The 13,662-nt window shown below is 53.2% G+C and carries 13 protein-coding genes; 9 read left to right on the top strand and 4 right to left on the bottom strand.

Annotation, left to right across the window (positions count from 1 at the left end; all coding sequences use genetic code 11):
• The first annotated feature begins 26 nt into the window (after positions 1-26).
• The gene (gene miaA, locus L1I42_RS10375) at positions 27-908 is read left to right on the top strand and encodes a tRNA (adenosine(37)-N6)-dimethylallyltransferase MiaA (RefSeq protein ID WP_236114457.1); all 882 of its coding nucleotides are present in this window, start codon (positions 27-29) and stop codon (positions 906-908) included.
• A 66-nt stretch (positions 909-974) separates the two neighbouring features.
• Positions 975-1,310, top strand: coding sequence for a tautomerase family protein (locus L1I42_RS10370; RefSeq protein ID WP_236114456.1), 336 nt, complete (start codon positions 975-977; stop codon positions 1,308-1,310).
• Positions 1,311-1,510: 200 nt separating this feature from the next.
• Here the strand turns inward: L1I42_RS10370 and L1I42_RS10365 are convergent, their stop codons facing one another.
• Genes L1I42_RS10365 through L1I42_RS10355 form a run of 3 tightly spaced genes read right to left on the bottom strand, consistent with a single transcriptional unit; the run spans position 1,511 to position 3,914 of the window.
• Positions 1,511-2,050, bottom strand: coding sequence for a DUF4329 domain-containing protein (locus tag L1I42_RS10365; protein ID WP_236114455.1), 540 nt, complete (start codon positions 2,048-2,050; stop codon positions 1,511-1,513).
• Positions 2,040-2,516, bottom strand: a complete 477-nt coding sequence (locus tag L1I42_RS10360) for a YbaK/EbsC family protein (RefSeq protein WP_236114454.1) — start codon at positions 2,514-2,516, stop codon at positions 2,040-2,042. Before L1I42_RS10360 ends, L1I42_RS10365 begins: the two co-directional genes overlap by 11 nt.
• A gap of 3 nt (positions 2,517-2,519) precedes the next feature.
• The gene (locus L1I42_RS10355) at positions 2,520-3,914 is read right to left on the bottom strand and encodes a dipeptidase (protein ID WP_236114453.1); all 1,395 of its coding nucleotides are present in this window, start codon (positions 3,912-3,914) and stop codon (positions 2,520-2,522) included.
• Positions 3,915-4,281: 367 nt separating this feature from the next.
• On the opposite strand from L1I42_RS10355, the gene L1I42_RS10350 reads away from it, so the two are divergent.
• Positions 4,282-6,039: an acetolactate synthase 3 large subunit gene (locus L1I42_RS10350; RefSeq protein WP_236114452.1), complete on the top strand. Its 1,758-nt coding sequence runs from the start codon at positions 4,282-4,284 to the stop codon at positions 6,037-6,039.
• Positions 6,032-6,565 (top strand): acetolactate synthase small subunit, encoded by a 534-nt coding sequence (ilvN, locus tag L1I42_RS10345; RefSeq protein WP_236114451.1) that lies wholly within the window; start codon positions 6,032-6,034, stop codon positions 6,563-6,565. Before L1I42_RS10350 ends, ilvN begins: the two co-directional genes overlap by 8 nt.
• Before the next feature lie 45 nt (positions 6,566-6,610).
• Here the strand turns inward: ilvN and L1I42_RS10340 are convergent, their stop codons facing one another.
• Complete coding sequence (locus L1I42_RS10340; protein ID WP_236114450.1) at positions 6,611-7,189, bottom strand: histidine phosphatase family protein; 579 nt, start codon at positions 7,187-7,189, stop codon at positions 6,611-6,613.
• Between the two features lie 202 nt (positions 7,190-7,391).
• Between L1I42_RS10340 and L1I42_RS10335 the strand changes: the two genes are divergently transcribed.
• From L1I42_RS10335 to L1I42_RS10315, 5 genes are all read left to right on the top strand, one after another.
• On the top strand, positions 7,392-8,126 hold the full coding sequence (locus tag L1I42_RS10335) for a pyridoxine 5'-phosphate synthase (protein ID WP_236114449.1): 735 nt from the start codon (positions 7,392-7,394) through the stop codon (positions 8,124-8,126).
• A gap of 115 nt (positions 8,127-8,241) precedes the next feature.
• On the top strand, positions 8,242-8,844 hold the full coding sequence (locus L1I42_RS10330) for an NADPH-dependent FMN reductase (protein ID WP_236114448.1): 603 nt from the start codon (positions 8,242-8,244) through the stop codon (positions 8,842-8,844).
• Between the two features lie 111 nt (positions 8,845-8,955).
• Positions 8,956-9,792, top strand: coding sequence for a universal stress protein (locus L1I42_RS10325; protein WP_236114447.1), 837 nt, complete (start codon positions 8,956-8,958; stop codon positions 9,790-9,792).
• 163 nt (positions 9,793-9,955) lie between these two features.
• On the top strand, positions 9,956-11,443 hold the full coding sequence (locus L1I42_RS10320; protein ID WP_236114446.1) for a carboxypeptidase M32: 1,488 nt from the start codon (positions 9,956-9,958) through the stop codon (positions 11,441-11,443).
• A gap of 275 nt (positions 11,444-11,718) precedes the next feature.
• On the top strand, positions 11,719-13,659 hold the full coding sequence (locus tag L1I42_RS10315) for a putative bifunctional diguanylate cyclase/phosphodiesterase (protein ID WP_236114445.1): 1,941 nt from the start codon (positions 11,719-11,721) through the stop codon (positions 13,657-13,659).
• Positions 13,660-13,662 lie beyond the last annotated feature (3 nt).

The raw sequence follows: 13,662 nt of genomic DNA, 5'->3' as shown, positions 1-13,662 counted from the left end.
TCCTGCTTTGGGTTGATGGGGTGAATATGCAACGCGCATTGTTGATAGCGGGTCCAACGGCCAGCGGCAAGACGGCATATGCCATTGAGCGTGCACAGGCTTCGGACGCGTTGATCGTCAATACCGATTCCATGCAGGTATATGATGTTCTAAACGTGCTGACTGCAAGGCCTTCGACAGAGGAGTTGGCCCAGGCCAAACATGAATTGTTCGGCCATGTGGACCCCGCAGTGCGTTATTCCACCGGGGCCTGGCTGGATGATGTGGCGCCACTTGTCCGCGAGGCGGCCCAATCTGGACGGGAGCTGATTTTTGTTGGCGGTACAGGGCTTTATTTTGATGCCTTGATAAATGGATTCGCCCAGATACCCGAAATAGCTCAAGAAGTGATTCAAGAAGTTGAAGCAGTGATTCAACCCATGAGCGACGATGAACGCGCGGCCTATCTTGCGGACAAAGATCCCAAGATGGCAGCGCGATTGAATGCCCCGGATCCGCAGCGCGTGGCCCGGGCCATCTCGGTGATGGAAGCCACAAATCGTTCTCTAGCTGATTGGCAGGATGATGACAATGCCCCCAGCCTGATCAAGGACTGGGCGACAGAAAAAATTGTGCTCAACCCGGAACGCGAGCTGCTGCGCGCGCGTATAGCCAAAAGGTTTGAACTGATGATGGCAGGGCCGGCCATGGACGAGGTGAAGGCATTGTTGGCCCGTGAGCTCGACCCGAGCCTGCCCGCCATGCGCGCCATTGGCGTGCCGGAGTTGGCCGCCGTGATGCGTGATGAAATGAGTTTGGATGAGGCGATGGACAAAGCCATCACCGCCACGCGACAATATGCCAAGCGTCAACGCACCTGGTTTCGCAACCGAATGAAGGATTGGCGCTGGATTGATCCATTTGAATAGGCGCTGAGCCATAAGGAGGTCACTATGCCTGTACTTCATGTGAAAGCCCTGCCGTAACCTGCCAGCGTGAATGTGCCCGAGGCGTTGCGCAGAACCTGCATTGCCATTGCGGAGGCCTATCACTGTCCGGTGGAATATGTCTCAGCCACTTGGCAGGAAATCGAACCCGACCATTATGTGGTGGGCGGCCATGGCGGGGCGTTGCAACAGCCGGCCAAAACCCATCCACCTGTCGCTACGCTTCTGTGTCTTGAAGGCAAAGACGATGCAGCGATTGAGGCGACGCTTGAAGCAGCAGGTCGTTCATTAAGCGAGGAGTTGGGTCTCAAGGATAATGTGTTTGTCACCTACCATGAGGTGGGTAAAGGCCGCGTATTTGACGAAGGCGCGGTTTATAAATAGGGGTAAGCTTTTTAAGCCATAATCCCTTTTAATTTTGCGGGATGGATCAGTAGAGGGCGTATGTCGATTGTATCCAAGGTGCGGTCCATCCCGCAACCAGCGTTAATCTTCGGCTTTGCCAATTTCGTGATGGCAGCGGGGGCGATGTTGACCCCAATTTGCGCAAGGGGGGGGCGTCACGGGCAGGGGCATAGGCTGGACTAGTAAGACATATCGTCCCGATCATAGAGCCCGTCCAGTGTGTAGCTGTTATTGACAGTGGGAAAGGCCTGGTTGTCATAATCCGGGTCGGAAATGGTACAATTGCGGCCGCACAACAGGAATGCACGTCCACGATCCCAATCATTTTTCCAGATTCGACCGCCCGGCGTTGCAACATAACCGTCGACCTCTTCGTATATATCTGCTTCCAGATCGTCGGATGATGGCGTTTCAGAATCTGCATCAATATGGAACGCACCATGGGTGTGGTATGAGGCGAACACTACCACCATATTGTCGCTCGGGTTGGCGCTGCAACTGTCCGCACGCCCGCGTTTAGGTTTTGTGGCGATCAACTTGCCCGCGGCGTCCAGACCGAAATAGCCGCAATATTCGCGGTTTTCGGCGATGGAGCGTTCCTGAATCGGTCCGAAAAACTTCGCTAAATAACTGGCGGACAAATTTTTCGCGAGGGCGGGACTGGTTGAAAAGGCCAATGTGCTAAGCACAAGCAAGAGCTTTTTTATATTACAATACATTTATTTTTTGCGCTCCTGTGAGTGTCACCAGTTCTTCGGCATGGGTGGGGAAAACGGAACGTGGATGGCCCGCAGCGGCCCAGATTTCGTCATATTGAAACAGTGTTTCATCAATAAAGATTTCCACTTGGCCCGTGGCGCCCAACGGCGACACGCCGCCGATCGCGAAACCGGTATGTTCGCGCACAAAATCAGCATCGGCGCGGCCCAGCTTTTCACCGATCTGTCGTCCAGCCCGCTTTTCATGCACCCTATTGGCACCGGACACCAGCAGCAGAAAGGCCTTGTCGCTTTCCGCGCCGCGAAACACCAGTGATTTGACGATCTGTGCCACTTCAATGCCCAGCGCATCCGCTGCTTGCTGGGCAGTGTGGGCGTTGCCATCCAATTGCACAATTTCAGTGGTGAGTTGGTGGGCGCGCAACACCGCGTCCACCCGTTGTTCAGATTTGCTGAGGTCGGCCATAGGTTAGACTTTCGCAATCTCATGCAAAATCGCCGCGTGGGAGCGGATGCCCCGGCGCAGGCAAGTGAGTTCATATTTCTCGTTCGGGCTGTGGATATTGTCGTCAGACAGGCCAAAGCCCACCATCACACTGTCCAGCCCTAGAATATTCTTGATGGCGCCGACTGCTGGGATAGAACCGCCCATGCCGATCATTTTGGTGTCGCGGCCATATTCGGTGCGCAACCCTTCCTGTGCCGCATTGAGATAGGGGCTGTCGATGGGCAGCTTTAAGGCATAGGCCGCACCAAAAGTGTGGAATTTCATGGTGAAGTCTTCAGGCAGTCTATCCTTAAAGAATTTTTCGATGTTTTTGGCGATGTCGACAGGGTCCTGATCGCCCACCAGGCGGCAAGAAAGCTTCACATGGGCCTCTGAGGCAATCACCGTTTTGTGGCCTTCGCCGATATAACCACCCCACATGCCGTTCACATCGCACGTCGGCCGGGCATAGGTGCGTTCAATGGTGCTGTAGCCGGCTTCGCCTGCTGGTTGCGATAGGTCGATTTCACCCAAAAACGCGTTCTCGTCGAAATTGAGCGCAGCCAGATTGGCGCGCTCGGCGTCGGTGAGGGGCGGCACTTTGTCGTAGAAATGTGGGATTTGCACTTTGCCTTCGTCGTCGTGCAGTTGCGAGACAATATTGGCCAAAGCGTGGAGCGGGTTGATCACCGCGCCGCCATATAGACCAGAGTGCAAGTCACGACTAGGGCCCTTGATGCTGACTTGCGCATCGACCAGACCGCGCAATGAATAGGTGATGGCAGGCGTATCAATGTCCCACATGGCCGTATCACATACCACGCAAATATCGGCCCCCAGAATGTCCTTATTGTCATTCAGGAATTTCTCAAGGCTGGGACTGCCGGTTTCCTCTTCGCCTTCCAGCATGATCTTGATGTGGCAAGGCAAAGCATCATGGGTGGCGACATAAGCGCGGAAGGCTTCGATAAAGGTCATCACCTGGCCTTTATCGTCCTCGGCGCCGCGGGCAACGATTTTCTTGCCGTGGGGGCTGTCGACAATGGCCGGTTCAAATGGCGCCGTGTCCCACAGTTCAAATGGATCGCCGGGCTGTACATCATAGTGGCCGTAATAAAGCAGGGTCTTCGCGTCTTTGTTCGATGATTTGCGCTCGGCAAACACAACGGGGTGCCCTTCGGTTTCGATCAGCTTGATGTCGAAACCCATGCCCTTGAGCTCATTAATCATCCAGTCGGCGGCTTTGCGCACATCGTCATTATAAGCCGGATCAGTGGAGACAGAGGGGATTTTCAGCCATTCGATCAGGCGGTTCACGCTATTGTCGAAGTCCTGCTCAATATGAGAAGTGACAGTGTCCAGATTGAAATTGCTCATAACGCGACTTTCTAGATGATTGGGATCAGGAGGGAATGTTTCGCGCAGTCTTTTCAATTTGAATCGAACGGTCAAGTGGGGGAAGAGCGAATTTCAATCCTGCTGAAATGGACGGTTGGGGCGAAATTGGTACTTGACCAATGATTCCTCTCGCTCTACCAATATGTCCAACGTAATTTATTGAGGCAGAAGATGCATCAGGCACTCGTACTCGTGATTAGTGGCACCGGCGGCGCGAACATCTAAGTGAGGTTCGTGAGTGTCGGTGCATGCCAAGGTCCCAAAAGGGGCCTTTTTTTATGGCCAATCAAATTGGCGAAGCGCAGTTTGAAAAAATTGCATTAGGGCGTGAGGAGAAAGAAGAGCTATGGCTGAGCAAATGACCGGGGCAGAAATGGTCATTCAGGCGCTGATCGATCAGGGAGTCGAACATATTTTCGGCTATCCGGGTGGGGCAGTGCTGCCAATTTATGACGCGATTTTTCAAAATGATAAGATCGAGCACATTCTTGTGCGGCACGAGCAGGGCGCAACCCATGCCGCAGAAGGCTATGCCCGTTCAACCGGCAAATGTGGAGTGGTGCTGGTGACCTCCGGTCCCGGTGCAACCAACGCGGTGACTGGCCTGACCGATGCGCTTCTTGATTCCATCCCCATGGTCTGCATTACCGGGCAGGTGCCCACGCCTTTGATTGGCTCGGACGCCTTTCAGGAGTGCGACACGGTTGGCATCACCCGCAATTGCACCAAGCACAATTATCTGGTGAAGTCGGTTGAGGATTTGCCACGCATTTTGCATGAGGCCTTTTATGTGGCCACTTCAGGTCGGCCCGGCCCGGTGGTGATCGATATTCCAAAGGATGTGCAGTTTGCCCTGGGCAATTATGCCAACCCGAATATTTCCAGCCACCCGACCTATAAGCCGCAAATGGAAGGCGAGCTGGACGCGATCAAGATCGCTGTGGACATGATGCTTAAGGCCGAACGTCCGGTGTTTTACACAGGCGGCGGCGTGATCAACTCAGGCGATGATGCGACTAAATCTTTGCGCGAGATTGCGGAGCTGACGGGCTTTCCTGTCACCTCAACCCTGATGGGCCTTGGCGCCTATCCGGCAGATGGCGAGCAATGGCTGGGCATGTTGGGCATGCACGGCACGTACGAAGCCAATATGGCGATGCATGATTGCGATCTGATGATTTGCGTTGGCGCCCGGTTTGATGACCGGATCACCGGCCGCGTTGATGCCTTCTCGCCAAATTCGCGCAAAATCCATATCGATATTGATCCGTCCTCAATCAACAAGAACATTTTGGTGGATTTGCCGATTGTGGGCGATTGCGGCCATGTGCTGGAAGAAATGGTGCGCTTGTGGCGGTCCAAAACCAACGCACCGCGCACGGAGGATATTCAGCCCTGGCTCAAGCAGATTGATCAATGGCGTGAGGTGAAATCCCTGCGCTATGAAAATTCAGATGATGTGATCAAGCCGCAATATGCAATTGAACGCCTTTATCAGTTGACCAAAGAGCGGGATGTTTACATCACCACAGAAGTTGGTCAGCACCAGATGTGGGCGGCGCAGCATTTCCACTTTAATCAGCCAAACCGCTGGATGACGTCTGGTGGCCTCGGCACCATGGGTTATGGCTTACCAGCTGCTGTTGGCGTGCAGGTGGCGCACCGCGATGCGTTGGTGATTGATATTGCCGGTGAAGCCAGCGTGCAAATGACCATGCAGGAAATGTCGACCGCGGTTCAATATGGGCTGCCGATCAAGATTTTCATTTTGAACAATGAATATATGGGCATGGTGCGCCAGTGGCAGGAATTGCTGCATGGCGGGCGTTATTCCAATTCTTATTCCGACAGCTTGCCGGACTTTGTGAAAATGGCAGAAGCGTTCGGGGCCTATGGCATTATGTGCGATGACCCCAAGGAGCTGGACGACAAGATCATGGAAATGATCGAAGTGGACAAGCCGGTGCTGTTTGATTGCCGCGTGACCAAGGAAGAAAACTGCCTGCCGATGATCCCGTCGGGCAAGGCGCACAATGAGATCCTTTTGCCGGATACGGCAGATATCGGCAACATTATTGATGAGAAGGGGAAGGTCCTTGTTTAAGCCAAGTTGGGATTTGGAACGCAGCCAAAGCGTTGAACGTCACACTCTGACCGTTCTTGTTGACAACGAGCCGGGTGTTCTTGCCCGGGTTGTGGGGCTTTTCTCCGCCCGCGGGTTTAACATTGACAGTCTGACGGTTTCAGAAACCGAGCATGATCGTCACCGCTCGCGCATCACCATTGTTACGGTCGCTACGCCAAAGGTTTTATCGCAGATCAAGCTTCAATTGGAACGCCTTGTGCCGGTGCACCGCGTGCATGATTTGACCGCTGAAGGCAATTCGTTGGAACGTGAGCTGGCCCTAATTAAAGTGGCGGGCAAAGGCGAAAATCGGGTAGAGACTTTGCGTCTGGCCGAAGCGTTTCGCGCCAATGTGGTGGACGCTTCAATAGAGAGCTTCGTGTTTGAGATTACCGGTCGTCCCACAAAGGTCGAGCAGTTTATCTCTTTGATGCAGCCGTTGGGCCTTGTTGAGGTGGTTCGAACGGGCCTCACCGCCATTTCACGTGGCAAAGAGGGCATGTAAGCTCATCGTGATCATCAGAGAAAAGGCGGCCTGGGGCCGCCTTTTTTATGTCCAGATGGTTTCTTTGCCGTCATCCAGCATATGCACCACGCCTTGCGGCTCTTTCAGGCGCAAGATCTGCTCGTCACTTAGGCCAAGATAAATGCCGCGGATCACCTTGCCGATCTGACCATGGGCCACGGCGATGGTGGGGCCGGTCAAGCTATCAAGCCATTTGCCCGCGCGCATGCGCATTTCGCCCATGGTCTCGCCGCCTGGGGCGCCGAAATACCAGTCATAATCCGGCTTGCCTGCCATATGGTCGGGATATTGCGCGTCCATCTCCGCACGGTTGAGGCCGCTCAACTTGCCCAGATCGATTTCCTTGAGCAAATCAATTGGCGTTGGGTCAAACGGGAAGTGCTTTTTGATGTTTTCAGCGGTTTCCAGTGTGCGGCCAATAGGGCTTACCATTTGGGCAAAGCCTTCAGGAGAGCCCAGCTCTCGTTTCAGGATTTCGCCAAGCTTTTGCGCTTGGGCGCGGCCTTTTTCGGTGAGGGGAGAATTGAGGTGGCCTTGGGCGCGGCCGGCAAGATTCCATTCGGTCTCGCCGTGGCGCATAAAGATAATGCGGGGATAGGACATATATTTGCTTTTACGACAGGGACGGTGACGCTTTTATAGGCATCGGTCGGGCAAAAGACAAATCGCTTTGGACTGAAACCGTTCGGTTGCGGATTTGTCATTTCGCTGTTGCAATTGACCAATAGTGAGGTTGCCAGTTTCAGCAAATTACCTTACCGATTGGTTGGAACAATTTCTCTTTTCGTGTGTCTCCGGAGCAGCTATGACCGCGCTTTCAGTCAATTTGAACAAGGTTGCCTTGTTGCGTAACCAACGTGATTTGCCCTGGCCCAGTGTGGTGGGCATGGGGCGCGTGGTGCTGGATGCAGGCGCTGACGGAATCACCGTGCACCCGCGGCCCGATGAGCGGCATATTCGCCGGTCTGATGTGCCGGAGTTGGCGGCGTTGGTGAAGGATGAATATCCGGATAAGGAATTCAATATTGAAGGCTACCCGGATGATGAGTTTCTCGATCTCGTGATCGCCAATAAGCCCGACCAGGTGACCTTTGTGCCAGATTCGCCAGATCAGGCCACGTCCGACCATGGGTGGGATGTGCGTGGCGCCCATAATCTTTTGGTGCCAGCTATTAAACGGATGAAGGACGCTGGTATTCGCGTTTCATTGTTTGTGGATGAAGACCCCAGCGTGCCGCCGGATGCGGCAGAGATTGGGGCGGACCGCATTGAAATCTATACGGGCCCCTACGGGGCCAGCTTCGGTACGCCTGAAGGTGACCATCATTTGCACCGCATGCAGGTGACCGCGCAGGCGGCGCAGGCAGCGGGGCTTGGCATTAATGCGGGCCATGATCTGACTTTGGAAAACCTGCCCGCGTTCAAAGAAATGATGCCGGAACTGCACGAAGTCTCTATCGGCCATGGGATCACTGCAGATGCACTGCTGATGGGCTTCGCTGAGGCGGTGCGCCAATATAATAAGGCATTGGGCAAGTAACATCTTTTTGATCATCTGATTGCGGAACTGATCTGACGGGGCAATCGTTTCTCTTCCATCATCATTGATGCGCAGGGCGTATTGCTGCGCGCTTTCGGAAATGTAGGAGAGATATATGCTCAAGATCGGAATCATCATGTCGACAACACGCGATAGTCGATTTGCCGAGAAACCAGCGAAATGGATTTTGGACAAAGCGAATAAGCATGACTCGATTGAGGCTGATTTGATCGATCTGCGCGATTTTGATCTGCCGTTCTTCAACGAAAAAGCCACCAATTTGTGGGCGCCGTCAGAGGACGCACGCGCCGTACAATGGCAGCAAAAGCTGGCCAAATATGATGGGTTTATTTTCGTGACGGCCGAATATAACCACTCCATTCCTGCTGTGCTGAAAAATGCGCTGGATCAGGCGTATCTTGAATGGGTGCGAAAGCCCGCGGCGTTTGTCGGCTATGGCGGGGTCGGCGCATCTCGCGCTGTCGAACATTTGCGTGGTATCGTCGCAGAACTTCAGATGGCGCCCATCCGCGAGACCGTGCACATTGGCGGCGGGGAATTTATGAAAGTCAGCCCTATGGGCGACAATCAAGAGATGTCGGCCATTGATAAGATCATTGGGCCAAAAGCCGATGATTTGCTTGACGATCTGGTGTGGTGGGCCGATGCGCTGAAGGCCGCGCGGGAAAAATCATCGCCAAAATATAAGGCGGCTTAGGTTCTGCATCCGGCGTACATTGGTCCGGCTTGCGGCTTTGATACAGATCAAGGCAACGCCGCCTGAAAGGCGCAATATATGGTTACAGAGAGATCAGCTCAGGAGGTCATGATGATCAAAGATGTAATGGTATATTTGGATGGGACAAAAGAGGATGAGGTGCGCCTATCCTATGCTGAGCCCATTGCCCAACAGCATGATGCGTTTTTGACCGGGCTCCTGTGTGTTGAACTGCCCGATATTGTTAGCGCCGGTGACGGCGTATTCTCAGTAGGGCAGGTTGCGGCTGAACTTCAGCAGGAAGCTGAAGAGCAGGGTGATCGATTTGAGAAGGAACTTGATGCTCGGTTCGCCAAGCATGAGTTCCGCTCAGATTTGCGCCGGATCAGTGCCACGCCTTCCTATATGGGGCAGTCAATCGCCAATGAGGCGCGGTTGGCGGATATATTTATCGCGACACGTCCGTACAAGCACTTTTCAGAAAAGCCCGAGATATTTGAGAATGTGTTGTTCAATTCCGGGCGTGCTTGCCTGTTTGTGCCGCCCGCCATTCCGGCGAGCAAAGGACCGTACAATAATATTGTGCTGGGTTGGCGTAATTCAAAGCAAACCGCGCGCGCCGTGGCTGACGCGATCCCCTTTATGCAAAGGGCAGATCAGGTCACTGTCGCAATTGTGAGCGACGAGGAAGCAGCTGAGGAACGTCGCGTGGAGCCAGGCGCCGATATCGCCCGCCATTTGGATCGCCACGGCGTGAATGTCGAGGTGCGAAACATCAATGGGTGGTCAGACGCTGCCGCCGCGTTGCTTAACGAGGTTGAGCGTAGCGATGCCGATCTGCTCGTGATGGGCGGTTATGGCCATTCTCGTTTCCGTGAATGGGTGCTTGGCGGGGCGACGCGTGATGTGCTGAGCAAAGCCGAAGTGCCCGTGCTGATGGCGCACTAACGCCAATTCTTCATTGCTGACATGCATAAGGGCCTCGCTGCGGCGGGGCCCTTTTCTGTATGACAAGGTTCTTGCGTTCAATTGGGACAAAGCGTTACTGTTTGGTCCAACCGCATCACATCCTGCCGATGCGGGCACCATCATTATATCTGGGGAGACGGGCATGGCCGCCTACGCTGAATTAAAGAATCGTTTTGCGCAAATTTCTGCCATTGAGGGGGCAGCATCCATGCTGAGTTGGGATGCAGAAACCTTTATGCCCAAGGGGTCTTCTGATGTGCGCGGGGAACAACTGGCGGCGCTCGCGGCTGTGGCCCATGAAAAATACACTGCGCCGGACCTCGGTGATCTAATCGCGCAAGCGCAAGAAGAAGAGCTAGATGGTTGGGATGCGGCCAATCTTAAAGAGATGGAGCGGGTTTATCTGCACGCCAACGCGGTGCCGAATGATTTGGTTCGGGCATTGAGCAAGGCGCAGTCCGAGACCACCCATGTGTGGCAGCATGCGCGACCTGAAAATGATTTCGAGAGCTTTGCGGCCAAACTTGAGCCGCTGTTGGGGCTGGTGCGCCAGGCGGCTGACGCTAAGGCCGAGGCCTTGGGATTGAGCGCCTATGATGCACAGTTGGACACATTTGATCCGGGCATGCGCACAACCAAGGTGGATCAGTATTTCGATGAATTGGGCGCCTTCTTGCCCGGTTTTCTGGATGAGGTGATTGAATTTCAGGAGACAAATCGCCCGGTGAAGCCGCTGGACGGGGAAACGCCTGTGGGCGCACAGGAGGCACTGGGGCGTCGCTTTATGGAGGCGCTCGGTTTTGATTTTAATCACGGGCGCATCGATGTGTCGGCCCATCCGTTTTGCGGCGGGGTGCCTGGCGATGTGCGCCTGACCACGCGTTATAATGAACATGCCTTCACCACCAGCCTTTATGGAGTGCTGCACGAGACGGGCCATGCCATGTATGAAATAGGCTTGCCGGCGGATTGGCGTGGCCAGCCCGTGGGGCAGGCGCGCGGCATGAGCATGCATGAAAGCCAGTCGCTGTTTCTCGACATGCAGCTTTGCCGGTCAGATGCCTTTTTGGCCTTTGCTTTGCCGAAAGTGCGCGAGGCATTTGGTGTGATGGGCGAAGCATGGGAAATGGAGAATTTCAAGCGCTCCATCCTGCGGGTAAAACGCGGTTTGATCCGCGTGGATGCAGATGAGGTGACCTATCCGCTGCATGTGATGTTGCGTTATCGGATCGAAAAAACCCTGTTGAGCGGTGATTTGCAAGTGGCTGATTTGCCAGGCTATTGGGATGATGAAATGGAAAAGAATATCGGTGTGCGGCCCGATTGTGTGGGCAATGGCTGCATGCAGGATATTCATTGGTCTGGCGGGGCTTTGGGCTACTTCCCCACCTATACGATCGGCGCGATGACGGCAGCGCAACTGTTCCAGGCGTTGCAATCCCAAGTCGACGGGTGGGATGATGATGTGCGCCGGGGCGACTTTGCTTCGGTCTTCAATTGGCTCCGCACCAATGTGCATCATCGCGCGTCATCAGTGTCGATGGATGAGATGGTTAAGGATGCGACCGGTGAAGTGCTGGATGTTGACGTGTTCAAACGGCATTTACGCGACCGTTATCTTACAGTCTAAAACCCTCAATTTCGCAACGCAAAAGAATCGGCATTTTCGAATGCCGGTTTTGTATTCAATTTTGTCTGATAATTCAGTTAGTTAATTGGTTACACTTATATGTTTAAAATTTTAATTAATTTTGAGGTTTTTCATTTTTTCAAAATGAGCGTTTTTAGCTCAAATTGAGCTAAGCAATTCAATCTATTCTTTGATCGAATCTAAATAGATTACCCGATCTTGGAGCGAGGGTGGGGAAGAATTTGTTTAGGCGGTGGGTTACATGGCTAAAGAGCATGTTCACAATTGATGGTTCGAACGAACCATTGATCCGTGCTCAATTGCGCATGATGCAAGTTCGCCTGCCTTTTGTGTATTTCCTTACATTTTCTGCACTTCTGGTGATCGGACAACAGCGATTGGCCCATGGCTTTGATCTGCCAACTGTTGTGGGCAGTGGCGTCCTTATTGCTTTGTCTATCTGGCGTCTGGTCTATTGGGTCCGGTTTAAAGCGACTGGTTTGAGTGCGGAGCAGGTCCGTAAAAAGCTGCAAACCGTTGCATATTCCGCAGGTTTGTTGGGTTTCGTTTTTACAAGCTGGACCATTTTCGTGTGCACCCACGACAATTCACAATCCTACACTGAAGTGGGTATTTTCGTGTTGCTCTCCTTGCTGGGCGGGCTGTTTTGCCTCGCCTATCTGCGACAAGCGGCGCTTATGCTTATCTTGAGTGTAAGCGTGCCAATGTTTTCCTACAGTTTGGTCTGGTCTGCTGAGTTCCATTCTGCGCTCACGCTCCACTTTATATTTATCGTTGGAATCATTACGGTTATCACTCATTTTTTTGGGCGTGATTTTGAGACCTTTATTGATCAACGCTCGCGGTTGTACCAGACCCAAGCTGATGCCAAGGCTCAGGCGGAAGAGATGCGGTTCTTGGCTTACAAAGATGTGTTGACAGACTTGGATAACCGCCGCGGATTTTTTCATTTTTTGCGACGGAAATTTCCAAATTCGGATGGCCATTCACTAACGTTGGGGCTGATTGATCTCGATGGTTTTAAGCCGATTAACGATATTTATGGCCACCCATCTGGTGATGATCTACTACGCAAGATTGCGCACCGTTTAGTCGAATTTCTGGGCGAAGAAGTTTTTGTCGCGCGCGTCGGCGGCGATGAATTTGCGTTGGTCACCCTGCAAAAAATGACGGATCACGAGATTATTGCGCTCGGGCGGGCCATCTGCGCGGCGCTTAAAGTGCCGTTTGTGCTTAAAAGTGGTGTGCAGGTCAAGCTATCGGCGTCCCTTGGTTTTGCGCGCGCCGGTGTGGACGCTAGTGATCCTGAGACCTTGTTTGAACGGGCTGATCACGCGCTTTATTATGCCAAAACATATCATCTCGGCCATGCGTTGCTCTTTGAGCCTAAGCACGAGCGTGTAACCCGCGACTCTGCGGAGATTGCTCAAGGTTTGCGCGACAGCCAGTTTATTGATGAAATGGAGATGATTTTCCAGCCGGTGGTGAGCGCTGAAAACAACAATGTGACTTGTGTGGAAGCTTTAGCGCGGTGGCATCGCCCAGACGGGCTGGAGATCCTGCCGGACACATTTATTCCGGTGGCTGAGGCCATGGGGCTGATGAACAAGCTTACGCTGGCATTGTTCGAAAAAGCCACCGATTGCATGTTGCATTGGACCAAATATCTCAAATTGAGCTTCAATTTATCCGCTTCAGATGTGGTTGAACCACATGTGGTGCGGGCTTTGATGGATATCACCCATCAAAAGGGCATTTCACCAAACCGCATCATTTTCGAGATTTCTGAGAATGTTTTGTATGACCAGCCCGAACAGGCCCAGAAGATGCTTGAACGGTTGGCCGGGTTTGGCTTTAGTATCTCGCTGGACGATTTTGGTGGTCGGCTGTCCAATTTCAGCCATTTGCATCAACTGCCGATCTATGCGGTGAAGCTGGATTCTGAGTTGATCTGCGATCTGCGCTTCTCCACCCAAAGCCGGATATTGGTGCGCAAGATTGTGGAATTGGCACAGGGGCTAAATTTGAGGGTGGTGGCTCAGGGCATTAGTTCAAGCGACCATTTGCATGTTCTTGAGGGTTTGGGGTGCGAGTACTATCAAGGTTTCCATTTTGCCCGCCCGATGTCGCAAGCCAAGCTGCTGAATCTGCTGCACCAGCAAAATGGTCACATTGGCCAGCAGGGCGTGGCATAGTTT

This window comes from Maritalea mediterranea, assembly GCF_021568695.1.
GTDB lineage: Bacteria > Pseudomonadota > Alphaproteobacteria > Rhizobiales > Devosiaceae > Maritalea > Maritalea mediterranea.
The sequence above is the reverse complement of the archived record's forward strand: the minus strand, read 5'-3'. Positions and strand labels throughout refer to the sequence as shown.

What these genes read in the sequence shown, in the direction of transcription:
- miaA (WP_236114457.1), top strand. Translation starts at nt 27, where the DNA reads ATGCAACGCGCATTGTTGATAGCGGGTCCAACGGCCAGCGGCAAGACG.
- L1I42_RS10365 (WP_236114455.1), bottom strand. Translation starts at nt 2,050, where the DNA reads ATGTATTGTAATATAAAAAAGCTCTTGCTTGTGCTTAGCACATTGGCC.
- L1I42_RS10360 (WP_236114454.1), bottom strand. Translation starts at nt 2,516, where the DNA reads ATGGCCGACCTCAGCAAATCTGAACAACGGGTGGACGCGGTGTTGCGC.
- L1I42_RS10355 (WP_236114453.1), bottom strand. Translation starts at nt 3,914, where the DNA reads ATGAGCAATTTCAATCTGGACACTGTCACTTCTCATATTGAGCAGGAC.
- L1I42_RS10350 (WP_236114452.1), top strand. Translation starts at nt 4,282, where the DNA reads ATGGCTGAGCAAATGACCGGGGCAGAAATGGTCATTCAGGCGCTGATC.
- L1I42_RS10340 (WP_236114450.1), bottom strand. Translation starts at nt 7,189, where the DNA reads ATGTCCTATCCCCGCATTATCTTTATGCGCCACGGCGAGACCGAATGG.
- L1I42_RS10335 (WP_236114449.1), top strand. Translation starts at nt 7,392, where the DNA reads ATGACCGCGCTTTCAGTCAATTTGAACAAGGTTGCCTTGTTGCGTAAC.
- L1I42_RS10330 (WP_236114448.1), top strand. Translation starts at nt 8,242, where the DNA reads ATGCTCAAGATCGGAATCATCATGTCGACAACACGCGATAGTCGATTT.
- L1I42_RS10325 (WP_236114447.1), top strand. Translation starts at nt 8,956, where the DNA reads ATGATCAAAGATGTAATGGTATATTTGGATGGGACAAAAGAGGATGAG.
- L1I42_RS10320 (WP_236114446.1), top strand. Translation starts at nt 9,956, where the DNA reads ATGGCCGCCTACGCTGAATTAAAGAATCGTTTTGCGCAAATTTCTGCC.
- L1I42_RS10315 (WP_236114445.1), top strand. Translation starts at nt 11,719, where the DNA reads ATGTTCACAATTGATGGTTCGAACGAACCATTGATCCGTGCTCAATTG.